A 26,718-nucleotide genomic window follows, 5' to 3' on the forward strand; every position below is an offset into this window, starting at 1 on the left:
TCAGCCGGAGAGCGGGTCGGGGACGCCGACCGGCTGCACGAGCCACCCGAAGTCGCCCAGCCCGCCCGGCGCCGTCAGCTCGGCCGCCTCACCGGCGCTCGTGAGGGCCCGCACGTAGGCCGCGGGGTCGGTGGTGGCGAGGGCGAGTGGGGGGCGCGCGCCCACGACACCCAGGGCGCGCAGGGCGTCGCGCTGGGGCAGCGTGCGCCCCCCGGGGAGCGTGCACGCGTCCAGGGCCACGTGCGCCGTGATGTCGCAGGTGCCGTCCGGCACGGGCGGCGTCTCACGCCCCTCCCGGAAGCCGGTGAGCGTGCCGAAGGGCGGGCGCGCGTCCGCCGTGTGCGCGTAGTCCACGGCGACCGCCAGCCCTTGCCCGACGCGCCCCACGGCCGACGCCCACGCCTCGTCCCTCGGCAGCCCGATCTCCGCCCGCATACCTTCCTCGGCCGCTCCCGGCCACCACCGCGCCAGCCACTCGGCCGCCGGACCGGACACCGGCTCCCCGAGCCGTTCTGTCCCGTCCTCCCGGACGAGCACCAGCCGCCAGGCGCCCGCGGGGTCCACCTCGGAGACCTCCAGGGGCACGTTGTCGAGCCACTCGTTGGCGAACAGCAGCCCGGTGACACCCTCGGGGCACTCGGCCCGCCACTCGATGCGGTGATCGAGACCGGCCGGGCGCTCCGCGATCTCGACGGCGTACGCGCGCGTGCGGGCGGCCAGTGCGGGGGGCAGCGCGGCGAGCACACCGGTGACCAGCTCGCCCCGCCCCGCAGCCATGTCGACGAAGTCGAGGGACGCCGGCCGGCCGAGCGCCTCGTCGACCCGGCGCAGCAGCCCCGCCACCGCCTCGGCGAACAGCGGCGAGGCGTGCACCGACGTGCGGAAGTGCCCGGCCGGCCCCTCGGGCCCGCGGTAGAAGCCGCCAGGGCCGTACAGCGCCGCATCCATGGCCGCGCGCCACCCTCGCCAGCCCGGCCCCGCGGACCGTCCGCCGTCCCTCGAGTCGTCCGTCGCACCCTTGGTCACAGGGCAAGGCTAGGCGCACAGGAGAGCGGAACCTCCACCTTGCGGAGTACACGTATCGCACCTGGATCGGTCCTCCGGTTGACTCCCGCACGCACCACGCTTCCCTACGCTGGGTTACGTGCAGCGCCTCTACGACTTCCTCCGCCGACACCCGACATGGGTCGACGGCCTCTGGGCCCTCGTCCTGTTCGGGATCTCGGTCGTTGGCGGGGCGGCCACGGAGGAGAGCAGCCGGAGCGAGCTCCCGGCCTTCTTCCTGCCGATCACGCTGGCGCTCTGCCTGGTGCTGGCGCTGCGACGGCGCATGCCGGAGAAGATGCTCGTGCTGGCCGCCGCCGTGGGTGTGGCGCAGCTGGTGCTGGACGTGGGGCAGTTGCCCGCCAACTTCGCGATGCTGGTGATCGTCTACACCGTGGCCGCGATCGGGGAGCGCTGGGCCTCCCGGTTCGCGCTGGCCGGCGGGCTGTGCGCGGCGCCGGCGGCGCAGCTGCGCTGGCCGGAGCCCCAGACGAGCGTCGCGGGCAACATCGCGCTGGCGATCTTCCTGACGGTGCCGTTCGCCCTGGCCTGGGTGCTCGGCGACTCCATCCGGACCCGGCGCGCCTACTTCGCGCAGCTGGAGGAGCGCGCCGCCCGGCTGGAGAAGGAACGCGAGGCGCAGTCCAAGGTCGCCGTCGCCGCCGAACGCGCCCGGATCGCGCGCGAACTGCACGACGTCGTCGCCCACAACGTGTCCGTCATGGTGGTGCAGGCCGACGGCGCCGCGTACGTCCTCGACGCCGCGCCCGACCAGGCCAGGAAGGCCCTGGAGACCATCTCCTCCACCGGCCGCCAGGCCCTCGCCGAGATGCGCCGCCTGCTTGGCGTCCTGCGCACAGGTGAGCACCAGGAGGGCGGGGAGTACGTCCCGCAGCCCGACGTCCAGCAGATCGAGGACCTGGTCGAGCAGTGCCGGTCCTCCGGGCTGCCCGTCGACTTCAGGATCGAGGGCACGCCCCGCCCGCTGCCCAGCGGCGTCGAGCTCACCGCGTACCGCATCGTGCAGGAGGCGCTCACCAACACCCGCAAGCACGGGGGGCCCAACGCGGGCGCCAGCGTCCGCCTGGTGTACTTCGACGACGGGCTCGGCCTGCTCGTCGAGGACGACGGCAAGGGTGCTCCGCACGAGCTGTACGAGGAGGGCGGCCTCGACGGCCAGGGCCACGGCCTGATCGGAATGCGCGAGCGGGTCGGCATGGTAGGCGGCACCCTGGACGCGGGTCCCCGCCCCGGCGGAGGATTCCGCATCAGTGCGCTGCTGCCCCTCAAACCAGCGCACTGACGCATCCGCACGCGCCCCGTTGACACCTGTCACGCCCCCAGACGACTTCGCACAACGACCTTCGAGACGGATACGGAAGAGGACCCATGACGATTCGCGTGATGCTCGTCGACGACCAGGTGCTGCTGCGCACCGGGTTCCGGATGGTGCTCGCCGCGCAACCGGACATGGAGGTCGTGGCGGAGGCGGGCGACGGCGTCGAGGCCCTCAAGGAGCTGCGCTCGACCGAGGTCGACGTGGTGCTGATGGACGTCCGTATGCCCAAGCTGGACGGCGTGGAGACCACCCGCCGGATCTGCTCGGACCCGAACCCGCCGAAGGTGCTGATCCTGACCACCTTCGACCTGGACGAGTACGCCTTCTCCGGGCTGAAGGCCGGCGCCTCCGGCTTCATGCTCAAGGACGTGCCGCCCGGCGAGCTGCTCGCTGCCATCCGTTCCGTGCACAGCGGCGACGCCGTGGTGGCGCCGTCGACGACCCGGCGCCTGCTCGACCGGTTCGCGCCGATGCTGCCCAGCGCCGGCAAGGAGCCCCAGCACAAGGAACTGGAGCGGCTCACCGACCGGGAGCGCGAGGTGATGGTGCTGGTCGCGCAGGGGCTGTCCAACGGGGAGATCGCGGCCCGGCTGGTGCTGTCCGAGGCGACCGTGAAGACGCATGTGGGCCGCATCCTGACCAAGCTCGGGCTGCGGGACCGGGTGCAGGTGGTCGTCCTGGCGTACGAGACGGGGCTGGTGCGGGCCGGCGGCCACGGCTGACCTGGGCGCGGCGGAACCGGCCCCGCGCCGTCGGTAGGGTCTGCGCATGCTCCTGTGGATCAACGGCCCCTTCGGGGGCGGCAAGACACAGACCGCACACGAGATACAGCGCCGGCTGCCCGGCAGCGTCATCTGCGACCCGGAGCACGCGGGCTTCGGCCTGCGCCGCATGCTCCCGCCCGCCCTGCGGGGCGACTTCCAGGAACTGGTCTCCTGGCGGCAGGGCGTCGTCGAGGTCCTCGACCTCGCCCTGACCCGGCACGACGGTGTGATCATCGCCCCGATGACGGTCACCGACTCCGGCCACTTCGCGGAAACCGTCGGGCGGCTGCGCGAACTGGGCCACGACGTACGGCACTTCACCCTGCTCGCCGAACGCGAGACCGTGCTGAACCGGCTGCGGGAGCGCGGAGCCGGGCACCTCCTTCAGTATGTCGCGGGCAGGAACCCCGCGGAGCGAGGCGAGAGCTGGGCCGCCGGGCAGCTCGACCACTGTCTGGAGCGGCTGCGTGAGCCGGAGTTCGCCGAGCATCTGTGGACCGACCACACGACCGTGCCGAAGACGGCGGACCGGATCGCCGTCCTCGCGGGGCTGACCCTCCGCCCCAACGACGAAGGGCCGCTACGCGGCCGGCTGAGGCGGGCGCGGGTGGGTGTCAGGCACATCCGGTTCGACTGAGGGGGCGCTCCCGGGGGCGTGCGGCCGCCTGCCGCGCGGGCCGGGTGCCGGGTCCGTGCCGGCCGGTAGGTCGTCGCACCCGTGCCGGCCAGGGGGCACGGCCCCCGAGCTGACGGCCGGGGGACGGCTCCCGAGCTGACGGCCGGGGGACGGCTCCCAGGCGGCCGGTGGGTGACCGGTCCCATGCCGGTCGCCGGGCACCCGCCGCCTGCTGACCCCTACGGCAGCCGGGAGACGAACTCCGCGACCGCCGCGCGCACTTCGTCCGCCGTCCATTCCAGGCCCGCGGCCCGTACGTCGATCTCCGTGACGGCGAGGCCCGGGCCGGGGCCGTCCCACGGGCGGCCGAAGAGCAGGGTCCCCGTCTCCTCCGCCTGCCGGACCGCCGCCTCGGCGAGGACGTCGGGGCCGTAGGGCAGCCAGACCTGGAACTCGTTGGTGTGCGGCTCCTCTGGGTGGACGCGAGCCCAGGGCACACCGGCCGCCGCGAATCCCTCGCGCAGGGCGGCGGCCACCACACGCGCGTGCCGCACGTAGCCGGGGAGCCGGGGAAGCTCCCGCTCCAGCCCGGCGAGCGCCGACAGCACGGTCGGGAACTGCTGGAAGACCTGACCGCCGTACCGGTGCCGCCAGGTCTTCGCCTCCTCCACGAGCGTCTCCGGGCCCGCGAGCGCCGCGCCGCCGAAGCCGTCGAGGGACTTGTAGAACGACACGTACACGCTGTCCGCGAGTGCGGCGATCTCGTGCAGCGGACGGCCGAAGTGGACGGTGGTCTCCCACAGGCGCGCGCCGTCGAAGTGCACCACCGCGTCGCGCTCCCGCGCCGCCTCCACCACCTCGCCGAGCGCCTCCCAGGAGGGCAGCACGAAACCGGCGTCCCGCAGCGGCAGCTCCAGCATCAGCGCACCGAACGGCTCCTCGAACTCCCGGATCTCGGCGGCGGTCGGCAGCCGTGGCTCCTTGTTCACATGCACCGTGCGCAGGCCACTGACCTGCGCGAACGCGTCGCGCTCGTGTATCTCGGGGTGGGCGAGCGGGTGCAGCGCGACGATCGGGTTCCCGGTGCGGCCGGCCCAGCAGCGCAAGGCCACCTGCTGGGCCATCGTGCCGGTCGGGAAGAACGCGGCGGCCTCCGCGCCGAGCAGCCCGGCGACCTCCGTCTCCAGGGCCTCCACGACGCCGCTGCCGTACAGGTCCGCCGCCTCGTCCAGGTCGTACAGCTCCCCGGCGGTCTCCAGCAGCGCCAAGCGCTCCCGGAGCGTCCCGAGTGCACCGGGGCGCGCGAGCATGCGCCGCGCGCCTCTGTGCGCCTTCCTGCGCCGCTCGAAGCGCTGTTTGCGCTGCTCCTCGACCGTGCTCCTCGAATCCCGCGCGTCCTGCTCCGCCTGCTCAGCCATACCGCGATCATCCCGGGCCGCGGGCACGGTGAGTACCGGATTTCACCACCCACAGCCTGTGGACGACCGAACGCCCTTCGAACCAATCGCGTTAACATGACGAGAAATCGTCCGGTACCCGGAGCGGACTGGAACGGGAAGGCCACCGTCGCGTGAGTACAAGCCAACAGCCAGACCCCAAGGACCGCCCCGCGCGGCTCACCGTCGGCGTCGTCGGCGCCGGCCGGGTGGGCCCCGCACTCGCCGCGTCCCTCCAACTCGCCGGGCACCGCCCGGTGGCCGTCTCCGCGGTGTCCGACCCCTCCAGGCGGCGGGCCGCGCTGCTGCTGCCCGACGTGCCGGTGGTCCCGCCCGCCGAGGTGCTCCGGCGCGCCGACCTGGTGCTGCTGACGGTCCCGGACGACACCCTGCCCGGCCTCGTGGACGGCCTCGCCGCGACCGGGGCGGTACGGCCGGGGCAGCTGCTCGCGCACACCTCCGGGCGGTACGGCGCGAACGTCCTGGAGCCCGCTCTGCGGGCCGGCGGGCTGCCGCTGGCCCTGCACCCCGCCATGACGTTCACCGGGACGCCGGTGGACGTCCAGCGCCTCGCAGGGTGCTCCTTCGGGGTCACCGCCCCGGACGAGCTGCGGCTGGCCGCCGAGGCGCTCGTGATCGAGATGGGCGGCGAGCCCGAGTGGATCGCCGAGGAGAACCGCCCGCTCTACCACGCGGCGCTCGCCCTGGGCGCCAACCACCTGGTGACGCTGGTCGCCCAGTCCATGGAGCTGCTGCGCGCGGCCGGCGTCGAGGCCCCGGACCGGATGCTCGGACCGCTGCTCGGCGCCGCCCTCGACAACGCCCTGCGCTCCGGCGACGCGGCCCTGACCGGCCCCGTCGCGCGCGGGGACGCCGGCACGGTCGCCGCGCACGTCACGGAGCTGCGCCGGCACGCCCCGCAGGCCGTCGCCGGCTATCTGGCGATGGCGCGCGCCACCGCCGACCGCGCCCTCGCGCACGGCCTGCTGAAGCCGGAACTCGCGGAGGACCTGCTCGGGGTACTCGCCGCAGACCCGACCCTGCCCGAGAACGGGGAAGACCGATGAGCCGCAGGAGCTTCGAACTCGTCCCCACCCTCGACGACCTGACGTACGTGCGCGAACACCACGCCGTACCGGGCCGCACCGCCGTGGTGATGACGATGGGCGCCCTGCACGACGGCCACGCCACCCTGATCCGCACCGCGCGCGGGCACGTCGGGCCGGACGGCTTCGTCGTGGTCACCGTCTTCGTCAACCCGCTGCAGTTCGGCAAGGGCGAGGACCTCGACCGGTACCCGCGCACCCTGGAGGCCGACCTCAAGATCGCCGAGCAGGCCGGGGCGGACGTCGTGTTCGCCCCCGCCGCGCACGAGGTCTACCCCGGCGGCGAACCCCAGGTGCGCATCAGCGCCGGTCCCATGGGGGACCGCCTGGAGGGCGCGTCCCGGCCCGGCCACTTCGACGGTGTGCTCACGGTGGTCGGCAAGCTGCTCCACCTCACCCGCCCCGACGTGGCGTTCTTCGGGCAGAAGGACGCCCAGCAGCTGGCCGTGATCCGCCGTATGGCGCGGGACCTGAGCTTCGGCGTCGAGATCGTCGGCGTACCCACCGTGCGTGAGGACGACGGCCTGGCCCTGTCCAGCCGCAACCGCTATCTCTCGCCCCAGGAGCGGCGCACGGCGCTCGCACTGTCCCGTGCCCTGTTCGCGGGCCGCGACCGGCACGCTGCGCAGGAGGCGCTGCGCGCGCGGGCGCGTGAGGTGCCCGCCACGCGCGCGCGTGCCGAGGCCCTGAGCGCGATCGGCGAGTCCCGTGCCGCCGCCGACGCGCACGCCGTCGCCAAGGCCGCTCCCGGCAGCCCGTCCGCCGTACGCGCCGCCGCCCGCCTGGTCCTGGACGAGGCCGCCCGCCTCGACCCGCCCCTGGTGCTGGACTACCTCGCGCTGGTGGACCCCGACGACTTCACCGAGATCGAGGACGACTTCACGGGGGAGGCCGTCCTCGCGGTCGCCGCCAAGGTCGGCACGACCCGGCTGATCGACAACATCCCCCTCACCTTCGGAGCCGCCTCGTGACCGGCACAGGCATACGACTGCACGCCCCCGCTCCGGGCTGGTCCATCTCCGCCGACGTGGTGGTCGTCGGCTCCGGCGTCGCCGGTCTGACGGCCGCGCTGCGCTGCGAGGCCGCCGGTATGCGGACGGTCGTCGTCACCAAGGCGCGCCTGGACGACGGCTCCACCCGCTGGGCGCAGGGCGGCATCGCCGCGGCGCTGGGCGAGGGCGACAGCCCCGAGCAGCACCTGGAGGACACCCTGGTGGCCGGTGCCGGTCTGTGCGACGTGGAGGCGGTGCGGATCCTCGTCACGGAGGGGCCCGACGCCGTGCGCCGCCTGATCGAGACGGGCGCGCACTTCGACGAGTCCACCGAGGGGGGACTGGCGCTCACCCGCGAGGGCGGCCACCACCGCCGCCGTATCGCGCACGCCGGTGGCGACGCGACCGGCGCGGAGATCTCCCGCGCCCTCGTGGAGGCGGTACGCGCGCGCGGCCTGCGCACCATCGAGAACGCCCTGGTACTCGACCTCCTCACGGACGCCGGCGGCCGCACCGCGGGCGTCACCCTGCACGTCATGGGCGAGGGCCAGCACGACGGCGTGGGCGCGGTGCACGCGCCCGCGGTGGTGCTCGCGACCGGTGGCATGGGCCAGGTCTTCTCGGCGACCACCAACCCCTCCGTCTCCACCGGCGACGGCGTGGCCCTCGCCCTGCGCGCGGGCGCGGAGGTCAGCGACCTCGAATTCGTCCAGTTCCACCCCACGGTGCTGTTCCTCGGCACGGACGCGGAGGGCCAGCAGCCGCTGGTCTCCGAGGCGGTACGGGGCGAGGGCGCGCACCTGGTGGACGCCGACGGCGTGCGCTTCATGACCGGGCAGCACGAACTGGCCGAACTCGCCCCCCGGGACATCGTCGCCAAGGGCATCATGCGGCGCATGCGGGAGCAGGACGCCGAGCACATGTTCCTCGACGCCCGGCACTTCGGCGCCGGCATGTGGGAGCACCGCTTCCCCACGATCCTCGCCGCCTGCCGCGCCCACGGCATCGACCCGGTCCACGAACCGATCCCGATCGCCCCGGCGGCCCACTACGCCTCCGGGGGCGTGCGCACCGACTCCCACGGCCGCACCACGGTCCCTGGCCTGTACGCGTGCGGCGAGGTCGCCTGCACCGGCGTGCACGGAGCCAACCGGCTCGCCTCCAACAGCCTCCTCGAAGGCCTGGTCTACGCCGAGCGCATCGCCCACGACATCGCGCTGACCCATCGCCGGAACGGCCTCCACGCGCGCGTGCCCGTCCCGGTCCCGCACCCGGAGCAGCCCGCGCACCCGCTCCTCGCCCCCGAGGACCGCTTCACGATCCAGCGCACCATGACCGAGGGCGCCGGCGTCCTGCGCTCCGCCGGCTCCCTCGCCAAGGCCGCGGAACAACTCCACCGCCTGCACGCCGACGCCCGGGACGCCCTGCACGAGAACGGCAAGACGGCCGAGCCCGGCGTCGACACCTGGGAGACCACCAACCTCCTGTGCGTGGCCCGCGTCCTGGTGGCCGCCGCGCAGCTCCGCGAGGAGACCCGCGGCTGCCACTGGCGCGAGGACCACGCCGACCGCGACGACACCGCATGGCGCCGCCACATCGTCGTACGGCTGAATCCGGACCGCACACTCGCCGTACGCACCACCGATACCGCAGACTTCCCCCCAGTCCGGCCGCACCACCCGGCGCACCGTCCCCAGGAGCAGTGACAGCAGTGAGCACCCCCGACCTTCCCCTCGTCCCCTCCGACGGCTGCGGTGACGGCTGCGCCTGCGGCGCCGACGAGGAATACCTGGAGTGCGGCCTCGACCCCGCACTCGCCCAGCTCCTGGCCGACGCCGGACTCGACCCCGTGGAGGTCGAGGACATCGCCAACGTGGCCATCCAGGAGGACCTCGCGGGCGGCGTGGACGTCACGACTGTCGCGACCATCCCGGACGACGCGGTGGCGACGGCCGACTTCGTGGCACGCGAGGCCGGCGTCGTCGCGGGCCTCAGGGTCGCCGAAGCCGTGATGTCGATCGTCTGCGACGACGAGTTCGAGGTCGAACGGCACGTGGCGGACGGCGACCGCGTGGCGCAGGGCCAGAAGCTGCTCTCCGTCACCACCCGCACCCGGGACCTCCTCACCGCCGAACGCAGCGCGCTCAACCTCCTGTGCCGCCTCTCGGGCATCGCCACGGCCACCCGCGCGTGGGCGGACGTCCTCGACGGTACGACGGCGAGGGTCCGCGACACCCGCAAGACCACCCCCGGCCTGCGCTCGCTCGAGAAGTTCGCGGTCCGCTGCGGCGGCGGCGTCAACCACCGCATGTCCCTCTCCGACGCGGCCCTGGTCAAGGACAACCACGTGGTGGCCGCGGGCGGCGTCGTCCAGGCCTTCAAGGCCGTACGGGAGACCTTCCCGGACGTGCCGATCGAGGTCGAGGTCGACACCCTGCACCAGCTCCGCGAGGCCGTGGACGCCGGCGCCGACCTGATCCTGCTGGACAACTTCACGCCGGGCGAGTGCGAGGAGGCGGTGGCCCTGGTCCAGGGCCGCGCCGCCCTGGAGGCTTCCGGCCGCCTGACCCTCGCCAACGCGCGGGCGTACGCCGGCACCGGCGTCGACTACCTGGCCGTGGGCGCCCTGACGCACTCCTCCCCGATCCTGGACATCGGCCTGGATCTGCGAGCGGCGGAGTAGGAGGGCGACGGGCCATGCTGCTGACGATCGACGTAGGCAACACGCACACCGTCCTCGGCCTGTTCGACGGCGACGACATCGTCGAACACTGGCGCATCTCCACGGACGCCCGCCGCACGGCGGACGAGCTCGCGGTCCTCCTCCAGGGCCTGATGGGCATGCACCCCCTCCTCGGCGACGACCTGGGCGACGGCATCGACGGCATCGCGATCTGCGCCACCGTCCCCTCCGTCCTCCACGAACTCCGTGAGGTGACCCGCCGCTACTACGGCGACGTCCCGGCCGTCCTGGTCGAGCCGGGCGTGAAGACGGGCGTCCCGATCCTCACCGACAACCCCAAGGAGGTCGGCGCCGACCGCATCATCAACGCCGTGGCGGCCGTCGAGCTCTGCGGCGGCCCGGCCATCGTCGTCGACTTCGGCACGGCCACGACGTTCGACGCGGTCAGCGCGCGCGGGGAGTACATCGGCGGCGTCATCGCCCCCGGCATCGAGATCTCCGTGGAGGCCCTCGGTGTCAAGGGCGCCCAGCTGCGCAAGATCGAGGTGGCCCGGCCCCGCAGCGTGATCGGCAAGAACACGGTCGAGGCCATGCAGTCGGGCATCATCTACGGCTTCGCGGGCCAGGTCGACGGAGTCGTCAACCGGATGGCCCGCGAACTGGCCACCGACCCGGACGACGTCACGGTGATCGCGACGGGCGGACTGGCCCCCATGGTCCTGGGCGAATCCTCGGTCATCGACGAGCACGAGCCCTGGCTGACCTTGATCGGCCTCCGTCTGGTGTACCAACGCAACGTCTCCCGCATGTAGCCGGCACCCGCAGTCGCGTACGGCGGTGCTCCGGCCCCGCCACCGTTCGCGCTGCGGCAAGCTCCCCGGGCACGAACGGACCGCCGCAGGTGGAGGCGCGCGACCCCGTCCGCCGGGGTGGCACCTCCGTCCGCCGGGGTGGCACCCCCGCCCACCCGGGTGGCACCGCACGCCACACCCACCCCCTGACACCGGAATTGTCTGATTAGCGCGTATCGTCGCCCCATGCCCACGCCTCACGGATCCCGCGGCGGCATGGCGTTCGGTGTGGAGGAGCTGCGTGTGCTCCGCCGCGCCCTCGCTCTTGCCCTCCATCCCGGCCAGACCTCGGCCGAGGACGTCCAGGACTGCCATCGCCTGGCCGAGTCGCTCGACGAGGCGATGCGCGAGGGCGCCCGCCTGCGAGCCTTCCTCGTGGCCGACCTGGCCCGCTACCGCGCCGCTCTCCCGGGCACCGCGGCCGGCTACCTCACGCTTCTGGACGAGGCGCTGCGCGCCGGACACCGCCCCCACCCGGAGGACCTGGCCGCCCTCCGCGCCCTCCGCGGCACCCCCGCGGCAGCCGCGCTCCCGGACCGTTGCCGGACCCTCGCCGAAGAGGACGTCCGCGCGCGTCCCGCCCGCAGCGCCCCCGCACCCCCGCCCATGACGCCCACCCCACGAGTCCCGGCCTCCCGCACCTACCTGCACGCCCTCCCGGGCGGCCTCGCCCACGGCCCCTACGCCGACGCCGACACCCCGGAGCGCAAACCGGAGAAGCGGCCGGCCGAGAAGCCCGCACAGCCTTCCCCCGGCCCCGCCACCCCGGCCCCCGCCCCCGCCGCCCCGAAGCCGGCCCGCCGCCCCGTCCCCACCCCGGGCGAGGTCTTCCCGCGCCGCAAACCACCCCAGCCCCCGGCGAATCCCGCACAGCGGCTCGCGGCGGTCTGAAGGCGGTACGGACACGAGGCGCACGCCCCGGGCGAACCGCCCGGCCCCGCGCCACTACCCTGGGGCCATGGACTACGTCTCCGCGCTGCTCCCCCCGGTCGTGATGGCCGTGTTCTTCATCGGCGTGATCCGGGTGATCGTGAAGACCCAGGGCGGCGCCAACAAGGCCAAGGAGGACGCGGCCGTCGACGCCGTCCTCGCCCGCGCGGAGGGCACCCGCCGGCCCTCCGCGACAGCCCCCGACGCCTGACGGGCAGGCCCTTCGGCCCCCTCCGCCCTCACAGGCCCGCCACCCGCGGCGTACGGCTCCACGAGTCGTACGCCCTTTTTGTGCGTCTTCCACCAGGAAAGTTACTGTTCAACACGCCATAACCCGGATTTACCGCTATTGTGCTGAGCTGTGCCTCGCCCCTTGGGAGAACTCGAAGACGCGGTCATGACGCGGGTGTGGAAGTGGAACCGCCCGGTGACCGTTCGGGAAGTCCTGGAAGATCTCCAGCAGCAACGGTCCATCGCCTACACCACGGTGATGACCGTTCTGGACAATCTCCATCAGAAGGGCTGGGTGCGCCGCGAGGCGGAAGGCCGGGCCTATCGGTATGAGGCGGTCTCCACCCGCGCCGCCTACGCCGCGGCCCTGATGAACGACGCCTGGTCGCAGAGCGACAACGCCGCGGCCGCCCTCGTCGCCTTCTTCGGCATGATGAGCGAGGAGCAGCGTCAGGCGCTGCGCGACGCGGTGCACATCGTGAGCCTCCCGGACCCCCCCGGACCCGCCGCGGAAGCGGCCCCGCGCAGCCGGCCCCCCGAGCCCGTCAAGAGCGCCGAACGCGCCGAACCGCCCGAAGCCGCGAATACCCCCCCCGATACCCGCGGCGAGAACGGCACGGACAACCGCCCCGACATCCCGCCGGACAAGCCCGCGGACATGCGAACGGACAAGCCCGCGGACAAGCCCGCGGACAAGCCCGCGGACAAGCCCGCGGACAAGCCCGCGGACAAGCCCGCGGACAAGCCCGCGGACAAGCCCGCGGACATCCGGTCGGCCAACCGCGCCGAGAACCCCGGCTCCGTCCCGGAGGGTCCCGGGCGATAGCGTCCGCTCATGTCCGCAGAGAGCCCCTCCGCCGAGAACCCCGAAGTCACCGCTAAAGCCATCACCGTCCGCCGGGCCCGGACCAGCGATGTTCCCGCCGTCCGCCGACTCCTTGACGCCTTCGTCCGCGACGGCATCCTGCTCGACAAAGCTACGGTGACGCTTTACGAGGACATCCAGGAGTTCTGGGTCGCGGAACGGGACGACAACGCCGAGGTCGTGGGCTGCGGCGCACTGCACGTGATGTGGGAAGACCTCGCGGAAGTCCGCACTCTCGCCGTGAAGCCCGGTCTCAAGGGCGCCGGCGTCGGCCATCAGTTGCTGGAGAAGTTGCTGCTGACCGCACGCTGGCTCGGTGTTCGCCGGGTTTTCTGCCTGACCTTCGAAGTCGACTTCTTCGGCAGGCACGGCTTCGTGCAGATCGGTGAGACCCCCGTCGACACCGACGTCTACACGGAGCTGCTGCGTTCCTATGACGAGGGCGTGGCGGAGTTCCTGGGTCTCGAACGAGTGAAACCGAACACCTTGGGCAACAGCCGGATGCTTCTGCATCTGTGATCAGGAAGCTATGCCGGGAGTATTCCGCCCGACCTCGCTGCCCAGGTTCCCTATGTCCGAAACGCGCATGTTTCCGGGCGGGGGCCGTGGACAGGTCTCTCCCGGGGGGTTTGTGTTTTTCCAGCAAAAGCGGTTTGCTTTCCGACGTACTGCAGTACTGCATATAACAGGGGGCGGCGAAACGGCGGACGCCGCAGACCCTCGGCCCTCAACGTTATCGATGAAAGGAAATGCGGTGGCACAGAAGGTTCAGGTCCTTCTTGTCGACGACCTCGACGGCGGCGAGGCGGACGAGACGGTGACGTTCGCGCTGGACGGTAAGACGTACGAGATCGATCTCACGACCGGCAATGCGGACAAGTTGCGCAGCCTTCTTGACCCCTATGTGAAGGGTGGCCGGCGTACGGGCGGCCGTGCTTCCGGTGGGCGTGGAAAGGCGCGTGCCGCGACCGGCGGCAGCCAGGACACCGCTGCCATCCGCGCATGGGCGAAGGAGAACGGTTACGAGGTCAACGACCGTGGCCGTGTCCCAGCGTCCATTCGCGAGGCCTACGAGAAGGCCAACGGCTGAGCACACGCGCGTCGCAGCCGGATTCGGTGGCAGTGCGTGGCCACCGTGTCCACAAGCCGCACGAGATCGGGGGTGCCCCCACCGCCCCCCATGGCCGACAGCGTCGGCAGCGAGGCCTCGACCTCGCACCCCGGCTCGGGGGGCCGCAGCCACACGGCGGCCCCCTGCAAAGGGCGCCAGGCGTAGCCTTCGGCTCTCCCGCAGCCTCCGGGCCCTCCGTAGCCACGGCACCCCCCGGCCCACTCCTGCTCCACGGGCTGCACGGGCCCGGCGGAATCCTCCTCGCCGCCCCGGCCGGCCTCACCGCACCCCGGCGGTGGCGGAGCCTCCATCGTGGCGCTCGCGCCCTCGCCGCCGACGGCCCGTAGATCCAGCTGCAGGGCACCCCACTCCAGCCAGTCCAGTACGCCCGGCAGCTCGTCCGCGCTCCCCGGCGCCACCAGCAGCCGCATCCGGCCGTCCTGGACGGCCACCGGCGAGCCGGGGGCGAGGTGGCGCAGGCCCGCGAGGCCCGCCTCGGCCGGTACGTCCAGGACGTCGAAGCGTGAGCCCACCGACAGGTGGAGCGGGGGACCCGGCACGGTCGCCCAGCCCAGCTCGTCCTCGTACCAACGCCTCACCCGATCGCCCTGATCGAGAGGGCGCCGTGGGGGCGGAACCCAGGGCATTGCGCCAACCATGCCAGGCGCAACCGCCATCACAGCGTTCGAGTTACGCTGGGTGGCCCCGCTGATGCGCAGAGTGTCGGAAAAAGGGGGCGTGTGGGGGCGCGGGGTGGCGCAAGGTTGTTCGCCCGTAGCGGAGGGAACGGGGGCGCACGGCATGGACTGTCGGTGCGAGCGGGTAAGACATCCCTAGTGGGAGGGGGCGACACGCAGGTGAGGCCGTCTCACGTTCGCCATCGGCGTACTGATGGTGGGGGTAACTGCCTGGCCTGCGGGAACATCGTCTCGCACCATCGGGTTGGAGCAGATGTCGGCGTTCGGGGTCAGGAGGCCATCGACGGTGTCGGCAGTTGGAATGAGCGGTCCCCGCTTGCGGGACTAAGCTGCGGAAGGACAGGGAGGGGAAGTTCCCCCCACTGCCTGACCGCTCTGAGGAGCGATTAACGATGTTCGAGAGGTTCACCGACCGCGCGCGGCGGGTTGTCGTCCTGGCTCAGGAAGAAGCCCGGATGCTCAACCACAACTACATCGGCACCGAGCACATCCTCCTGGGCCTGATCCATGAGGGTGAGGGTGTCGCCGCCAAGGCCCTTGAGAGCCTCGGGATTTCGCTCGAGGCGGTCCGCCAGCAGGTGGAGGAGATCATCGGGCAGGGCCAGCAGGCCCCCTCGGGTCACATCCCCTTCACCCCCCGTGCCAAGAAGGTCCTGGAGCTGTCGCTCCGCGAGGCCCTTCAGCTGGGCCACAACTACATCGGCACGGAGCACATCCTGCTCGGCCTGATCCGTGAGGGCGAGGGCGTCGCCGCCCAGGTCCTGGTCAAGCTGGGCGCTGATCTGAACCGGGTGCGGCAGCAGGTGATCCAGCTGCTCTCCGGCTACCAGGGCAAGGAGACCGCCACCGCCGGCGGTCCTGCGGAGGGCACCCCCTCCACGTCCCTGGTCCTCGACCAGTTCGGCCGGAACCTCACCCAGGCCGCTCGTGAGTCCAAGCTCGACCCGGTCATCGGGCGCGAGAAGGAGATCGAGCGGGTCATGCAGGTGCTGTCCCGCCGTACCAAGAACAACCCGGTCCTGATCGGTGAGCCCGGCGTCGGCAAGACCGCCGTCGTCGAGGGCCTCGCCCAGGCCATCGTCAAGGGCGAGGTGCCCGAGACCCTCAAGGACAAGCACCTCTACACCCTGGACCTCGGCGCGCTGGTCGCCGGCTCCCGCTACCGCGGTGACTTCGAGGAGCGCCTGAAGAAGGTGCTCAAGGAGATCCGCACCCGCGGCGACATCATCCTGTTCATCGACGAGCTGCACACGCTTGTCGGTGCGGGTGCCGCCGAGGGCGCCATCGACGCGGCCTCCATCCTGAAGCCGATGCTGGCCCGCGGTGAGCTGCAGACCATCGGTGCGACGACTCTGGACGAGTACCGCAAGCACCTGGAGAAGGACGCGGCCCTGGAGCGCCGCTTCCAGCCGATCCAGGTCGCCGAGCCGTCCCTGCCGCACACGATCGAGATCCTCAAGGGGCTGCGCGACCGGTACGAGGCGCACCACCGCGTCTCGATCACGGACGAGGCACTGGTCCAGGCCGCCACCCTGGCCGACCGGTACATCTCGGACCGCTTCCTGCCGGACAAGGCGATCGACCTGATCGACGAGGCCGGCTCCCGGATGCGCATCCGCCGGATGACCGCTCCGCCGGACCTGCGCGAGTTCGACGAGAAGATCGCCGCCGTCCGCCGGGACAAGGAGTCCGCGATCGACTCGCAGGACTTCGAGAAGGCCGCCTCGCTGCGCGACAAGGAGAAGCAGCTCCTGGCCGCCAAGGCCAAGCGGGAGAAGGAGTGGAAGGCCGGCGACATGGACGTCGTCGCCGAGGTCGACGGCGAGCTGATCGCCGAGGTCCTCGCCACGGCCACCGGTATCCCGGTCTTCAAGCTGACCGAGGAGGAGTCCTCGCGTCTGCTGCGCATGGAGGACGAGCTCCACAAGCGGGTCATCGGCCAGGTCGACGCCGTCAAGGCGCTGTCGAAGGCGATCCGCCGTACGCGCGCCGGTCTGAAGGACCCGAAGCGTCCGGGTGGCTCGTTCATCTTCGCCGGTCCGTCCGGTGTCGGTAAGACCGAGCTGTCCAAGGCGCTCGCCGAGTTCCTGTTCGGTGACGAGGACGCGCTGATCTCCCTCGACATGTCGGAGTTCAGCGAGAAGCACACGGTGTCGCGTCTCTTCGGTTCGCCCCCCGGTTACGTGGGCTACGAGGAGGGCGGCCAGCTGACGGAGAAGGTGCGCCGCAAGCCGTTCTCGGTGGTCCTCTTCGACGAGGTCGAGAAGGCCCACCCGGACATCTTCAACTCGCTGCTGCAGATCCTGGAGGACGGTCGCCTGACCGACTCCCAGGGCCGGGTCGTCGACTTCAAGAACACGGTCATCATCATGACGACCAACCTCGGCACCCGGGACATCTCCAAGGGCTTCAACCTGGGCTTCGCCGCCGCGGGTGACACGAAGACCAACTACGAGCGCATGAAGAACAAGGTCTCGGACGAGCTCAAGCAGCACTTCCGGCCCGAGTTCCTCAACCGAGTCGACGACGTGGTGGTCTTCCCGCAGCTGACCCAGGCCGACATCCTGCGGATCGTCGACCTGATGATCAGCAAGGTGGACGAGCGCCTGAAGGACCGGGACATGGGCATCGAGCTCTCCCAGTCCGCCAAGGAGCTGCTGGCGCAGAAGGGTTACGACCCCGTGCTGGGCGCCCGGCCGCTGCGCCGGACCATCCAGCGCGAGATCGAGGACTCCCTGTCGGAGAAGATCCTCTTCGGTGAGCTGCGCCCCGGCCACATCGTGGTCGTGGACACGGAGGGCGAGGGCGAGACCAAGACCTTCACCTTCCGCGGTGAGGAGAAGTCGGCCCTGCCGGACGTCCCGCCGATCGAGCAGGCGGCCGGCGGAGCGGGTCCGAACCTGAGCAAGGACGCGTAAGGCCGCAAGCGTGAGGGGCCGGTGCCTGTGAAGGCGCCGGCCCCTCACGCATGGCCCGGGTGTTACGAGAGCTGGCCGTCGTAGTCCGGCAGCTTGTACGTCTTCTCGGCGTGGCCGCCCGACAGGTCGGTGGTGTTGTTGCCGATGTTGGCGATGATCGTGTAGCCCTTGGACTCGATGTCCACCCGCTGGGCCGTCTTGTAGGCGGCGACGTTCTTGAAGAGGTCGAAGAAGCCGCGGACGTAGAGGCCGTCGACCTCGTAGCCGACGTGCTCGAGGTTCCACTCGGTGGGCAGGTGGATGATGCCCGGGCGGGCGGTGACGAAGAAGATGTCGACGCCGCGCTCCTGGGCGTACTTGGCCACGTTCAGGGCGGGCTTGTTGGCCGGCTGCGGGAAGCTGAAGCCGAAGTCGGTCTCCAGCGTGGTGTTGTCGATGTCGAAGACGATCGCCTGCTTCTCGCCCGGCCTGGCCTGGGCGATCCGCTGCTTCAGGTACGGCAGCGCCTGGTCCATCACGGCCTGGCAGTCCTTCTGCCAGGTGGCGTAGTCGACATCCGCGGCGGCGGTGGTGGCCGTGGTGGTCGAGGCGGTGCTGGCCGCGGCCTCGGCGGGGGCGGCGATGGCCACGAGGGCGGCCGCGGTGGCGGCGGTGGCGGCGGCGCGGCTCGCCCACGGGTGGCGTCTTGTCATCTGGGGGGTCCCTTCACGTCCGTACTCGGTGCGTACGGGGCCGGCATGTCGTGTGCATGGTCGTGCGTGAGGGTGGCGCGAGGGGAACCGTAGGGTTACTGAACGGTAGGTGTACAGAGGTGTGCATCACACGGCACCGCGAATTCTGGTCAAGTGCGGTGCCGCCGGAGGGAGTTCGCGGATCTGGTCCGGTACGCCGATGCTGTCGGCGCGAGATCGATGGCGACCTCGCGCAGGTCGGGGAAAGGGTGCGCACCGAGGAAAGGTCCTCGGTGCCGTGGAAGTTGTTCAGCCGCAGCCTGGTCACGCGCGCAAGGGCGGACCGGGCCGGCCCACGGCCCGCCGGTTGACGCGCAGCTCCGTCAGGCCGGGGAACGCGGTTGGGCGGGGCCGGGACCTTCTGGACCGGCGGGTTCGCCGTCGGCGGCCGGGTGCAGTGCCTGGAGGCTGAGGTAGGCGACGTCGAGCGGCCAGCGGTCGGGTGCGTTGACCAGGTCGACGCCGTAGACGGTGAGATGGCCGTACTTGGTGGTGACGTACGTCATACAGCGCTGTTCGAAGGCGTGGTCGGACGCGGGTGCGGTGCGGGCGAGCAGCGCGTCGACCTTGTCCACCGGCTCGCGCTGACGGCGGGACTGCTCGACCAGGGTGCGGGCACGAACGTCGAACGCCGCGTGAAGAAGTGCAGGATGTGCAGGCAGGCGGTGGTGAGGGTGCCGAGGTAGAAGTGGGCCGCGTCGAGGAAGAGGGCGCGATCCGGCATGCCGCTCGCCGCGTGCAGCCGTCCGGCCAGCGCCTCGTGGCCGAACTCGACGGCCTGTACGTCGGTCATGTCCAGCTCGCCGAGTGCGTACAGCGTGTCGGCCGGGGCGTGTGCACGGCCGGCACCTCGTCCGGGGCAAGGGGCGCTCGCCTGAGCCGTTCAGTGCGTGCCGGACCAGCTCGGTGGCCAGCCGGGCGAGGTCCCCGCGGTCCAGGTGTCGCTTCTCGCCGCGCAACGAGACGTACGAAGAGATCCGCACCGGCCGCCGCACCAGTCCGGCGCCCGCGCCCTCGTTCACCAACAGCTTCCGCACGAGCGGCGCGGCCACGGCCGACGCCAGCCGTACGCCGATGACCGGCGGCTCCACCCGGCCTCCCCCTGAGCCCTGTTGGCAGGAGACAGCAGAGTAGCGCCGGTCACATTCAAGGGTTCCCGGAGCCTGCCCGCCGGTGACATGCCGCACAGGTCATTTGTCCGGTCCTAGGGGGAGTAGTAGCGAGCACTGGTCGGGCAAAACGGACTTTTCCATCAATAACTCAGGTGTCGGATACGCCTATTTAAGCTGATTCACGCAAGATGGGTGCTCTGTCAAGAGTTTCGGCAATACGCCGGAAACCCCTAGTTTGAATAGTAGATCACACGTTTTGGCCTCAAGGGGTGCGACCGGTACCAAGGGATGGCCAGCCCGGCAGACGCCTTTTGCGCCGGATGGTTCCCTGTCTCCGTCCCGTGAGGTTTCGCATGTTCACGCGTGTCACGTCCCGTTCGTCCCGTACGCCCCAGCTCCGCACTCGCGCGGCCGTGCTGGCCGCCGGTGTCGGCGCCTCGGTCGTGCTGGGGGCCGGGGTCGCGGCCGCCGCCAACACCTCCACGGCCGCCGCCACGACCGCCTCCACCGGTGTCGCGCACGCCGTCGAGGCGCAGGCCGCGGCTCAGGCCAAGGCGGCCACGGTCGCCGCCGCCAAGAAGGCGAACGCCAAGTCGGTCGCCGCGAAGAAGGCCGTCGGCTGGACCGCCCCGGTCAAGGGCTACAGCCTCAGCGCCAGCTACGCCCAGGCCGGCGGCATGTGGCAGTCCACCCACAGCGGGCAGGACTTCGCCGTCCCCACCGGCACCAGGGTCATGGCCGCGCACGGCGGTACGGTCGTCAAGGCCGGCGGCAACGGCGCCGGTGACGGCCCCGCGTACGGCAACGCCGTCGTCATCAAGCACGGCAACGGCACCTACTCGCAGTACGCCCACCTGTCCCGCGTCGACGTGCGGGTCGGCCAGGTCGTCGCGACCGGCCAGAAGATCGCCCTGTCCGGCAACACCGGCAACTCCAGCGGTCCGCACCTGCACTTCGAGATCCGCACCTCCGCCAACTACGGCACGGCGATCGACCCGGTCGCCTTCCTGCGGACCAAGGGCATCAAGCTCTGAGCGACGTGAACTAGTGCCGCAACAGGCACTAGGACGCACCCCGGTGCGCCTGGGTCACCATGTCGACGGCGACTTCGAGGATGGCTTCGCGCTTCTCCTCGGGGTCGCCTTCGAGTTCCTGCATCACGAACACCATCCCGGCGTGCAGCGTGAAGATGGCGCTCACGCACCGGACCTGGTCGGCCAGCGTGGCGTCCCGGTCGATGATGATGTGGCGCAGGCCCTTCATGCGGTCCTTGAACAGGTCGCCGATGCGCAACTCCCGCACCGTCGCCTGGTTCTCGTGCATGAAGCGGAACAAGGGCGCGGCGGCGGAGAGGTGTTCGCTGTAGCGCCGTACGATCTGCTGCTTGGTCTCCAGGGTGTGCGGCTGACGGCTGCCCCACTCGATCAGTTCGTCGATCGGCTGCATCACGTCGTCGAAGATGCCGACCAGGATCTCTTCCTTGGTCTTGAAGTGGTAGTAGAGCGCCGCCTTGGTGACGTCCAGCCGTTCGGCGATCTCGCGCAGCGACGTCTTCTCGTAGCCCTGCTCGGCGAAGAGGTCGAGGGCCACGTCCTGGATGCGCTGGCGGGTGTCGCCCCGCCGGCGCTGCTTGGTGCCGTCCATCCTGCCGCCCGTCCTCGCGTTTCCCCGCACTTCCTGGCAGGAGAATAACTTGCTTGACGCCCGGCTAGTTTCCGGGCTAGGTTCGCGCGGGAACTAGCCGGGCGGCAAGTAAGTTGGGGGAAAGCGGTGCAAGAGGGGAAGCAACCGAGGAGCGTGCGGGTGGTCCTGCTCGCCCTGATGATCGCGATGATGCTCGCGATGCTCGACAACATGATCATCGGCACCGCGATGCCGACGATCGTGGGTGAGCTCGGCGGTCTGGAACACCTGTCCTGGGTGGTGACGTCGTACACCCTGGCGACCGCGGCCTCCACCCCGATCTGGGGCAAGCTCGGCGACATGCACGGGCGCAAGGGCGTCTTCCTGAGTTCGATCGTGATCTTCCTGCTGGGGTCCGTGCTCAGCGGCATGGCCCAGGACATGGGACAGCTGATCGCGTTCCGGGCCGTGCAGGGTCTGGGCGCCGGCGGTCTGATGGTCGGCGTCATGGCGATCATCGGTGACCTGATTCCGCCCCGGGAGCGCGGCAGGTACCAGGGCATGATGGCCGGCGTCATGGCGCTGGCGATGATCGGCGGACCGCTGGTGGGCGGCACCATCACCGACCACTGGGGCTGGCGCTGGACCTTCTACATCAACCTGCCGCTCGGCGCGGTCGCGCTGATCGCCATCACTGCCGTACTGCACCTGCCGAAGAAGCGCTCCGAGGCCCGGATCGACTACCTGGGCGCCGCGCTGCTGACCGTCGGCATCACCGCGATCGTGCTCGTCACCACCTGGGGCGGCACGGAGTACGCCTGGACGTCTGCGGTGATCATGGAGTTGACCGGGATCGGAGTCGCCGCGCTCACCGGCTTCGTGTTCTGGCAGACCCGGGCGACCGAGCCGATCCTGCCGCTGCACATCTTCCGCAGCCGGAACTTCACGCTGATGTCCTTCATCGGATTCGTCGTCGGCTTCGTGATGTTCGGCGCGACCCTGTTCCTGCCGCTCTACCAGCAGTCCGTGCAGGGAGCGTCCGCGACCAACTCCGGACTGCTGCTGCTGCCGATGCTGGGCGCGATGCTCGTCACGTCGATGGTGGCGGGGCGGGTGACCACGCAGACCGGGCGGTACAAGCTGTTCCCGGTGGTGGGCGGTGCGCTGATGGTCGCCGGCCTGTATCTGCTGTCCCTGATGGACACCGAAACCTCACGGCTGACCTCCGGGCTGTACATGGCGGTGGTCGGGCTCGGCATGGGCTGCCTGATGCAGATCACCATGCTGATAGCGCAGAACAGCGTCGACATGAAGGACATGGGCGTCGCGTCCTCCTCCACCACCCTGTTCCGTACCCTCGGCTCCTCCTTCGGCGTCGCGATCATGGGCGCGCTCTTCAACCACCGGGTCCAGGACGAGATGGCCCGGCGGGCCGGCGCGCTGGGCTCCGAGATGACCGAAGGGTCCGCCCAACTGGACGCCGCGAGCCTGGCCGAGCTGCCGGAGGCGGCCCGGGAGGCGTACCGGTTCGCGGTGACGTCCGGGACGCACGGGGCGTTCCTGCTGGGCGCGGCGGTGGCCGTGCCCGCGCTGATCGCGGCGGTGTTCGTGAAGGAGGTGCCGCTGAAGGGTGCGGGACCGAAGGACGAGGAAAAGCCGGCGCCTGTGCCGCTGGGTGAGGCGGTCTGAGCCCCCCGGGGATGCGGTCGGGCGGGGTGGGGTACCGGGCACGGCCTCGACGGCCCGTGGCCGGTGCCCCGTCGCGGAGCCGGCGGGGATGTCGGTGCCCCGTGTCACCATCGGCCCATGGACAAGATGCGCCTTCTGCGGCTGGCGAAGGACGCGATGGACCGTGACTGGGCCGACCCCGCACTCGACCTGGCCACGGTCGCCGCGCACGCCGGCTACTCGCGGTACCACTTCGTCCGCGCCTTCAAGGAGGCGTACGGCGAGACACCCGGCCAGTACCTCACCCACCGCCGGATCGAGCGGGCCGAGGAGCTGCTGCGCGCCGCCGACCTCACCGTCACGGAGATCTGCCACCTGGTCGGCTTCAGCAGCCTCGGCACCTTCTCGACCCGCTTCAAGGCGCGGACCGGCCTGACGCCCAGCGAGTACCGGACCCAGCACGTCGGCAGCGGGGCGGCCCTGATACCCGGGTGCTACGCCATGCTCTGGGCCGGCGGCTTCCCGCGCCGCGCGCCGGTGGACCGCCCGTGACCACCGCTTGCCCGCCGCGGCCCGGAAGGCCGGCGCGAGGCGGCCGGCGGCCGTGTGGCGCGCGTTCCCCGGGAGGCGGAGCGGCGGCCGCGGCGCTGAGCAATTCCGGAGAAGCGCCCCGGCTGCTGCCCCGCCTACCGTGACGAGCACAAGCCGTTACCGACGCAGGGGAGCAGAGCGATGATCACCGGCCTGGGCATCACCACCGTGTGGACCTTCGACCAGCAGCGCACCAAGGCCTTCTTCACCGAGAAGCTGGGCTTCGAGGTGCGCAGCGAGGTGCCGATGGGCGACATGCGGTGGGTCACCGTGGGCGCCAAGGAGCAGCCGGGGGTGGAGCTGGCCCTGATGAGCCTGGACGGACCCGGCCTCGACGCCGAGTCCTCCGAAGCCCTGAAGAAGCTGGTCAGCAAGGGCGTCATCGGCGCGGGCGCGTTCCGGACCGACGACTGCCGGGGCGACCACGAGACCTTCCGGCAGCGCGGGGTGGAGTTCCTCCAGGAGCCGCAGGAGCGGCCGTACGGCATCGAGGCGGTCTTCCGCGACGACAACGGGAACTGGTACTCGCTGACGCAGCGCAGCGAGGAGCTGGACTTCTCGAAGGACTTCGGCTGCTGAGCCGGGCCCCGCACGTACGTCCGTCCCTTCGTGCGGGGTGCCTACTCGGCCAGGACCGGATAGCTGCCCGTGTTCGTCGGCGCGTGTTCCGGCAGCCACAGGACGGCGACCGCGCCCTCGGCCGGTATGTGGTCGGCGGCGCCCGGTGGGCGGACGTTGCGGAAGGTCAGGCGGGCGCCCAGCACCCTGGCCTGGCCGGCCGCGATGGTCAGGCCCAGGCCGTGGCCGACACCGGCGCGGTCCATGCTGCCGGTGCGGAACCGGCTGGGGCCGTCGGCCAGCAGGTCCTCGGGGAAGCCCGGGCCATGGTCGCGGACACGGATGACCCGGCCCTCGACGGTGACCTCTATGGGCGGCTTGCCGTGCCGGGCGGCGTTGGCGAGCAGATTGAACAGCACGCGCTCCAGGCGGCGCGGGTCGGTCGTCACCTCCGACTCGTGCACCACCTGCACGCCGATCCCCGCGTCCCTCGCCGCCACCCGCCGGGCGACGAACTCGCCCAGCATGATGTCCTGCAGCTCGGCCCGCTCGGAGGCCCCGTCGAGGCGGGCCACCTCCAGTACGTCCTCGACCAGTGTGCGCATGGCCTTCGCCCGGTCCAGCACCAGTTCGGTCGGGCGGCCGGGCGGCAGCAGCTCGGCCGCGGTCAGCAGCCCGGTCACCGGGGTGCGCAGCTCGTGCGCGATGTCGGCGGTGACCCGCCGCTCCGCCTCCAGCCGCTGTTGCAGCGCGTCCGCCATCGCGTCGACGGCCCGCGCCAGGTCGTCGGTCTCGTCCCGGACGACCCCGCCGATGGCCTCGCGCACCCGCACGTCCGGCTCGCCCTTGGCGACCTGGTTCGCGGCGGAGGCCGCCTTGCGCAGCCGGCGCGACAGCTGCCCGCCGACGAGCACGCCGAGCGCGCTGCCGCCGAGCACCACCGCGATGGAGCCGATGACCAGCGCCTGGTCGAGGTCCTTGAGGATGTCCGTGCTGCGGTCGGTGAAGCCGGTGTGCAGGGACAGCACATGCCCGTCCTTGAGCGGCACCGCCGCCCAGATGTCCGGCCCGCCATCCGGCCGGTCGGTCACGTACGTGGCCCGGCGGCCCGCCTCGACCTTCGCACGCAGGGCGGACGGCAGGCCCGGGTCGTCGATCTTGATGTCGGGGAAGTTGGGCCGCCCCGACAGCTCGTAGTTGCGCTGGGCGATCTGCACCCGCTCGTCGGCCAGGTCCCGCGCGTTGTCCAGCATCGAGACCCGGGCCGCGTTGTGCACGACGAGGCTGAGCACGATCGCGATCAGCGCGCCGACCAGTGCGATCGCCGCGCTGAGTTTCCATCTCAGTCCCGTACGGATGCCCCTACGCCGCACACGCGCCCCTACCAGGCGCCGGCTGATCCCCCGCATCGACGTGCCCCGTCCCGCCCTCAGGCCTTCAGCTTGTAGCCGAAGCCGCGGACCGTCTCGATCCGGTCCTGACCGATCTTCGTACGCAGCCGCTGCACATGGACGTCGACGACGCGGGTGTCGCCGCCCCACCCGTAGTCCCAGACGCGCTCCAGCAGCTTGTCCCGGGACAGCACGGTGCCCGGCGCGGACGAGAACTCCAGCAGCAGCCGCATCTCGGTCGGGGTGAGCGCCACCGGGTGCCCGGCCTTGCGCACCTCCATGCCCTCGGTGTCGACCTCCAGGTCCCCGAAGGTCAGCACACCGGCGCCGGCCGAGGAGTCCGCCTCCTCCGGCCGGCCCGCCGTGCCGCCGCTCGCGTGCCCGAACCGGCGCAGCACCGCCCGGATCCGCGCCACCAGCACGGCACCGTCGAACGGCTTGGTCACGTAGTCGTCGGCGCCGGCCTCCAGGCCGAGCACCACGTCGATCGAGTCGGCCCGCGCCGACAGCATGATCACCGGGACGGTCGACTCGTCCCGGATCCGGCGGCACAGACTGACCCCGTCGAGGCCGGGCACCATGACGTCCAGCAGCGCGATGTCGGGCCGGTTCGCACGGAACGCCTCCAGCCCCGACAGCCCGTCGGGCATGGCCGTGACCGCGAAGCCGTCCCGCTCCAGGGCGAGCTGGGTGGCCTCGCGGATGACGTCGTCGTCCTCGACGAACAGGACGTGGGTCTGGTCTGCCATCCGTGCTCTCAGTCCGTATCCGTTGGGTCGGTACCCCTCGGTACCCCGGTCAGTTGCTCTCGGGCGCCACGGTCGGTTCGGCGCCGACGACCGCGCTGTAGTCGTTGCGCGTGCGGAACTCCTCGGTGAACCGGCCCGCGGCCCAGCGGTACGTGATCACGTTCTCACCGGACGGGCTCGACACCGGGTCGCCCTTCTCGTACACCTGCTTGGTGACCACCAGGTCTCCGCGGTCCATCTCGGCGTAGACCGGCGGCTCCTCCGCCTGGAAGACGTTCCGGTAGCTGCCGGCTTCCTCGCGGTACACGTACGAGCCGATACCGACGACATCAGTGCAGGTCACGACGTTGACGACGACGTCATCCGCGGTGGCGCCGGTCAGATCGCCGTACGACAGGTCGACCGGGTACTCGTCCCCCACGCACGGCTTCAGGACACGCTTGACCGCCGCCGAGACCTGCGGATCCGCCAGCAGCAGCTTGACCGCCGTGGCCCGGGTCAGGCTTCTGGACGGAGGTACCGCGGAGACCGGGGCGGCCGGGCTCACCGCGTTGCCCGCCACCGGCTCCTCGTGAGCGGGGCCCTCGTCCCGGGCGCCGGTGCCGCCCGTCGCGCAGGCGGACAGTGAAAGGCTGAGGGCGGTGAGCACGGCCACGGCCGTGCTCACCGCCGGAAAAGCACCTCGGGCCGGTGTGGACCCGGGTCCGGCGC

Annotated in this window: 28 protein-coding genes and 1 pseudogene; 18 read left to right on the forward strand and 11 right to left on the reverse strand. The window is 71.5% G+C overall.

The window, feature by feature from the left end; translation table 11 throughout:
* Positions 1-948: an SAM-dependent methyltransferase gene (locus tag ACGF8A_RS27695; RefSeq protein WP_393112760.1), complete on the reverse strand. Its 948-nt coding sequence runs from the start codon at positions 946-948 to the stop codon at positions 1-3.
* A 196-nt stretch (positions 949-1,144) separates the two neighbouring features.
* On the opposite strand from ACGF8A_RS27695, the gene ACGF8A_RS27700 reads away from it, so the two are divergent.
* From ACGF8A_RS27700 to ACGF8A_RS27710, 3 genes are all read left to right on the forward strand, one after another.
* Positions 1,145-2,347, forward strand: coding sequence for a sensor histidine kinase (locus ACGF8A_RS27700; RefSeq protein WP_393112762.1), 1,203 nt, complete (start codon positions 1,145-1,147; stop codon positions 2,345-2,347).
* An 86-nt stretch (positions 2,348-2,433) separates the two neighbouring features.
* Positions 2,434-3,105, forward strand: coding sequence for a response regulator (locus ACGF8A_RS27705; protein WP_393112764.1), 672 nt, complete (start codon positions 2,434-2,436; stop codon positions 3,103-3,105).
* 46 nt (positions 3,106-3,151) lie between these two features.
* Positions 3,152-3,784 (forward strand): AAA family ATPase, encoded by a 633-nt coding sequence (locus ACGF8A_RS27710; RefSeq protein WP_393112766.1) that lies wholly within the window; start codon positions 3,152-3,154, stop codon positions 3,782-3,784.
* A gap of 218 nt (positions 3,785-4,002) precedes the next feature.
* On the opposite strand, the gene ACGF8A_RS27715 is transcribed toward ACGF8A_RS27710, so the two are convergent.
* Positions 4,003-5,181, reverse strand: coding sequence for a threonine aldolase family protein (locus ACGF8A_RS27715; RefSeq protein ID WP_393112768.1), 1,179 nt, complete (start codon positions 5,179-5,181; stop codon positions 4,003-4,005).
* A 152-nt stretch (positions 5,182-5,333) separates the two neighbouring features.
* Between ACGF8A_RS27715 and ACGF8A_RS27720 the strand changes: the two genes are divergently transcribed.
* The 10 genes from ACGF8A_RS27720 (at position 5,334) to ACGF8A_RS27765 (ending at position 13,947) form a co-directional block, all read left to right on the forward strand.
* Positions 5,334-6,266 (forward strand): Rossmann-like and DUF2520 domain-containing protein, encoded by a 933-nt coding sequence (locus ACGF8A_RS27720; RefSeq protein WP_393112770.1) that lies wholly within the window; start codon positions 5,334-5,336, stop codon positions 6,264-6,266.
* The gene (gene panC / locus ACGF8A_RS27725; protein ID WP_393112772.1) at positions 6,263-7,276 is read left to right on the forward strand and encodes a pantoate--beta-alanine ligase; all 1,014 of its coding nucleotides are present in this window, start codon (positions 6,263-6,265) and stop codon (positions 7,274-7,276) included. Before ACGF8A_RS27720 ends, panC begins: the two co-directional genes overlap by 4 nt.
* Positions 7,273-9,003 (forward strand): L-aspartate oxidase, encoded by a 1,731-nt coding sequence (locus ACGF8A_RS27730; protein ID WP_393112774.1) that lies wholly within the window; start codon positions 7,273-7,275, stop codon positions 9,001-9,003. The genes panC and ACGF8A_RS27730 overlap by 4 nt, the downstream gene beginning before the upstream one ends.
* A 5-nt stretch (positions 9,004-9,008) precedes the next feature.
* Entirely contained in the window at positions 9,009-9,980 is a 972-nt protein-coding gene (nadC, locus tag ACGF8A_RS27735) for a carboxylating nicotinate-nucleotide diphosphorylase (RefSeq protein WP_393112776.1), read from the forward strand.
* Positions 9,981-9,994: 14 nt separating this feature from the next.
* Positions 9,995-10,792 carry a type III pantothenate kinase gene (locus ACGF8A_RS27740; protein WP_393112778.1) on the forward strand — a complete coding sequence of 266 codons (798 nt, stop codon included), beginning with the start codon at positions 9,995-9,997 and terminating at the stop codon, positions 10,790-10,792.
* A 255-nt stretch (positions 10,793-11,047) separates the two neighbouring features.
* On the forward strand, positions 11,048-11,722 hold the full coding sequence (locus ACGF8A_RS27745; RefSeq protein WP_393112848.1) for a hypothetical protein: 675 nt from the start codon (positions 11,048-11,050) through the stop codon (positions 11,720-11,722).
* A gap of 67 nt (positions 11,723-11,789) precedes the next feature.
* Entirely contained in the window at positions 11,790-11,972 is a 183-nt protein-coding gene (locus ACGF8A_RS27750; RefSeq protein ID WP_393112780.1) for a hypothetical protein, read from the forward strand.
* Between the two features lie 186 nt (positions 11,973-12,158).
* Complete coding sequence (locus ACGF8A_RS27755; RefSeq protein WP_393112850.1) at positions 12,159-12,818, forward strand: BlaI/MecI/CopY family transcriptional regulator; 660 nt, start codon at positions 12,159-12,161, stop codon at positions 12,816-12,818.
* Between the two features lie 9 nt (positions 12,819-12,827).
* Positions 12,828-13,376, forward strand: coding sequence for an amino-acid N-acetyltransferase (locus tag ACGF8A_RS27760; RefSeq protein ID WP_393112782.1), 549 nt, complete (start codon positions 12,828-12,830; stop codon positions 13,374-13,376).
* Positions 13,377-13,611: 235 nt separating this feature from the next.
* A complete protein-coding gene (locus ACGF8A_RS27765) occupies positions 13,612-13,947 on the forward strand; it encodes an Lsr2 family protein (protein ID WP_393112784.1) in 336 nt (111 codons plus the stop codon).
* On the opposite strand, the gene ACGF8A_RS27770 is transcribed toward ACGF8A_RS27765, so the two are convergent.
* Positions 13,926-14,627 (reverse strand): SCO3374 family protein, encoded by a 702-nt coding sequence (locus tag ACGF8A_RS27770; RefSeq protein ID WP_393112786.1) that lies wholly within the window; start codon positions 14,625-14,627, stop codon positions 13,926-13,928. The two genes, ACGF8A_RS27765 and ACGF8A_RS27770, sit on opposite strands and share 22 nt — an antisense overlap.
* A 431-nt stretch (positions 14,628-15,058) precedes the next feature.
* Between ACGF8A_RS27770 and ACGF8A_RS27775 the strand changes: the two genes are divergently transcribed.
* On the forward strand, positions 15,059-17,584 hold the full coding sequence (locus tag ACGF8A_RS27775) for an ATP-dependent Clp protease ATP-binding subunit (protein WP_393112788.1): 2,526 nt from the start codon (positions 15,059-15,061) through the stop codon (positions 17,582-17,584).
* Positions 17,585-17,646: 62 nt separating this feature from the next.
* Here ACGF8A_RS27775 and ACGF8A_RS27780 read toward each other — a convergent pair whose 3' ends face one another.
* The 4 genes and pseudogenes from ACGF8A_RS27780 to ACGF8A_RS27795 all read right to left on the reverse strand — a co-directional run.
* The gene (locus tag ACGF8A_RS27780; protein ID WP_393112790.1) at positions 17,647-18,276 is read right to left on the reverse strand and encodes an HAD family acid phosphatase; all 630 of its coding nucleotides are present in this window, start codon (positions 18,274-18,276) and stop codon (positions 17,647-17,649) included.
* 362 nt (positions 18,277-18,638) lie between these two features.
* A complete protein-coding gene (locus ACGF8A_RS27785; RefSeq protein WP_393112856.1) occupies positions 18,639-18,821 on the reverse strand; it encodes a hypothetical protein in 183 nt (60 codons plus the stop codon).
* Entirely contained in the window at positions 18,818-19,108 is a 291-nt protein-coding gene (locus tag ACGF8A_RS27790) for a hypothetical protein (protein WP_393112792.1), read from the reverse strand. Before ACGF8A_RS27790 ends, ACGF8A_RS27785 begins: the two co-directional genes overlap by 4 nt.
* Positions 19,109-19,184: 76 nt before the next feature.
* Positions 19,185-19,502 (reverse strand): annotated as a pseudogene (locus ACGF8A_RS27795) (hypothetical protein); the annotation flags it as partial.
* Positions 19,503-19,780: 278 nt separating this feature from the next.
* Between ACGF8A_RS27795 and ACGF8A_RS27800 the strand changes: the two are divergent.
* The gene (locus ACGF8A_RS27800) at positions 19,781-20,461 is read left to right on the forward strand and encodes a M23 family metallopeptidase (RefSeq protein ID WP_393112794.1); all 681 of its coding nucleotides are present in this window, start codon (positions 19,781-19,783) and stop codon (positions 20,459-20,461) included.
* A gap of 28 nt (positions 20,462-20,489) precedes the next feature.
* Here the strand turns inward: ACGF8A_RS27800 and ACGF8A_RS27805 are convergent, their stop codons facing one another.
* On the reverse strand, positions 20,490-21,071 hold the full coding sequence (locus tag ACGF8A_RS27805; protein ID WP_393112796.1) for a TetR/AcrR family transcriptional regulator: 582 nt from the start codon (positions 21,069-21,071) through the stop codon (positions 20,490-20,492).
* Between the two features lie 159 nt (positions 21,072-21,230).
* On the opposite strand from ACGF8A_RS27805, the gene ACGF8A_RS27810 reads away from it, so the two are divergent.
* The 3 genes from ACGF8A_RS27810 (at position 21,231) to ACGF8A_RS27820 (ending at position 23,888) form a co-directional block, all read left to right on the forward strand.
* A complete protein-coding gene (locus ACGF8A_RS27810; protein ID WP_393112798.1) occupies positions 21,231-22,739 on the forward strand; it encodes an MDR family MFS transporter in 1,509 nt (502 codons plus the stop codon).
* 126 nt (positions 22,740-22,865) lie between these two features.
* Positions 22,866-23,270, forward strand: coding sequence for a helix-turn-helix transcriptional regulator (locus tag ACGF8A_RS27815; protein WP_393112852.1), 405 nt, complete (start codon positions 22,866-22,868; stop codon positions 23,268-23,270).
* A gap of 180 nt (positions 23,271-23,450) precedes the next feature.
* The gene (locus tag ACGF8A_RS27820; protein WP_393112800.1) at positions 23,451-23,888 is read left to right on the forward strand and encodes a VOC family protein; all 438 of its coding nucleotides are present in this window, start codon (positions 23,451-23,453) and stop codon (positions 23,886-23,888) included.
* 41 nt (positions 23,889-23,929) lie between these two features.
* On the opposite strand, the gene cseC is transcribed toward ACGF8A_RS27820, so the two are convergent.
* The 3 genes from cseC to ACGF8A_RS27835 are packed head-to-tail and all read right to left on the reverse strand — an operon-like array spanning position 23,930 to position 26,674.
* Positions 23,930-25,276 carry a two-component system sensor histidine kinase CseC gene (cseC, locus tag ACGF8A_RS27825; protein WP_393112802.1) on the reverse strand — a complete coding sequence of 449 codons (1,347 nt, stop codon included), beginning with the start codon at positions 25,274-25,276 and terminating at the stop codon, positions 23,930-23,932.
* A gap of 20 nt (positions 25,277-25,296) precedes the next feature.
* On the reverse strand, positions 25,297-26,007 hold the full coding sequence (gene cseB, locus ACGF8A_RS27830; protein ID WP_393112804.1) for a two-component system response regulator CseB: 711 nt from the start codon (positions 26,005-26,007) through the stop codon (positions 25,297-25,299).
* A 49-nt stretch (positions 26,008-26,056) separates the two neighbouring features.
* The gene (locus ACGF8A_RS27835; RefSeq protein WP_393112806.1) at positions 26,057-26,674 is read right to left on the reverse strand and encodes a hypothetical protein; all 618 of its coding nucleotides are present in this window, start codon (positions 26,672-26,674) and stop codon (positions 26,057-26,059) included.
* Positions 26,675-26,718: the final 44 nt, after the last annotated feature.

The sequence above is a fragment of the Streptomyces sp. NPDC047706 genome (assembly GCF_043204795.1).
Classification (GTDB): domain Bacteria; phylum Actinomycetota; class Actinomycetes; order Streptomycetales; family Streptomycetaceae; genus Streptomyces.

Coding starts and splice junctions, on each gene's coding strand:
- ACGF8A_RS27775 (WP_393112788.1), top strand. CDS start 15,059: ATGTTCGAGAGGTTCACCGACCGCGCGCGGCGGGTTGTCGTCCTGGCT.
- ACGF8A_RS27740 (WP_393112778.1), top strand. CDS start 9,995: ATGCTGCTGACGATCGACGTAGGCAACACGCACACCGTCCTCGGCCTG.
- panC (WP_393112772.1), top strand. CDS start 6,263: ATGAGCCGCAGGAGCTTCGAACTCGTCCCCACCCTCGACGACCTGACG.
- ACGF8A_RS27790 (WP_393112792.1), bottom strand. CDS start 19,108: ATGACCGACGTACAGGCCGTCGAGTTCGGCCACGAGGCGCTGGCCGGA.
- ACGF8A_RS27715 (WP_393112768.1), bottom strand. CDS start 5,181: ATGGCTGAGCAGGCGGAGCAGGACGCGCGGGATTCGAGGAGCACGGTC.
- ACGF8A_RS27770 (WP_393112786.1), bottom strand. CDS start 14,627: ATGGTTGGCGCAATGCCCTGGGTTCCGCCCCCACGGCGCCCTCTCGAT.
- ACGF8A_RS27815 (WP_393112852.1), top strand. CDS start 22,866: ATGCGCCTTCTGCGGCTGGCGAAGGACGCGATGGACCGTGACTGGGCC.
- ACGF8A_RS27710 (WP_393112766.1), top strand. CDS start 3,152: ATGCTCCTGTGGATCAACGGCCCCTTCGGGGGCGGCAAGACACAGACC.
- cseC (WP_393112802.1), bottom strand. CDS start 25,276: ATGCGGGGGATCAGCCGGCGCCTGGTAGGGGCGCGTGTGCGGCGTAGG.
- ACGF8A_RS27805 (WP_393112796.1), bottom strand. CDS start 21,071: ATGGACGGCACCAAGCAGCGCCGGCGGGGCGACACCCGCCAGCGCATC.
- ACGF8A_RS27705 (WP_393112764.1), top strand. CDS start 2,434: ATGACGATTCGCGTGATGCTCGTCGACGACCAGGTGCTGCTGCGCACC.
- cseB (WP_393112804.1), bottom strand. CDS start 26,007: ATGGCAGACCAGACCCACGTCCTGTTCGTCGAGGACGACGACGTCATC.
- ACGF8A_RS27785 (WP_393112856.1), bottom strand. CDS start 18,821: ATGACGTACGTCACCACCAAGTACGGCCATCTCACCGTCTACGGCGTC.
- ACGF8A_RS27760 (WP_393112782.1), top strand. CDS start 12,828: ATGTCCGCAGAGAGCCCCTCCGCCGAGAACCCCGAAGTCACCGCTAAA.
- ACGF8A_RS27745 (WP_393112848.1), top strand. CDS start 11,048: ATGGCGTTCGGTGTGGAGGAGCTGCGTGTGCTCCGCCGCGCCCTCGCT.
- ACGF8A_RS27695 (WP_393112760.1), bottom strand. CDS start 948: ATGGATGCGGCGCTGTACGGCCCTGGCGGCTTCTACCGCGGGCCCGAG.
- ACGF8A_RS27755 (WP_393112850.1), top strand. CDS start 12,159: ATGACGCGGGTGTGGAAGTGGAACCGCCCGGTGACCGTTCGGGAAGTC.
- ACGF8A_RS27800 (WP_393112794.1), top strand. CDS start 19,781: ATGTTCACGCGTGTCACGTCCCGTTCGTCCCGTACGCCCCAGCTCCGC.
- ACGF8A_RS27780 (WP_393112790.1), bottom strand. CDS start 18,276: ATGACAAGACGCCACCCGTGGGCGAGCCGCGCCGCCGCCACCGCCGCC.
- ACGF8A_RS27820 (WP_393112800.1), top strand. CDS start 23,451: ATGATCACCGGCCTGGGCATCACCACCGTGTGGACCTTCGACCAGCAG.
- ACGF8A_RS27750 (WP_393112780.1), top strand. CDS start 11,790: ATGGACTACGTCTCCGCGCTGCTCCCCCCGGTCGTGATGGCCGTGTTC.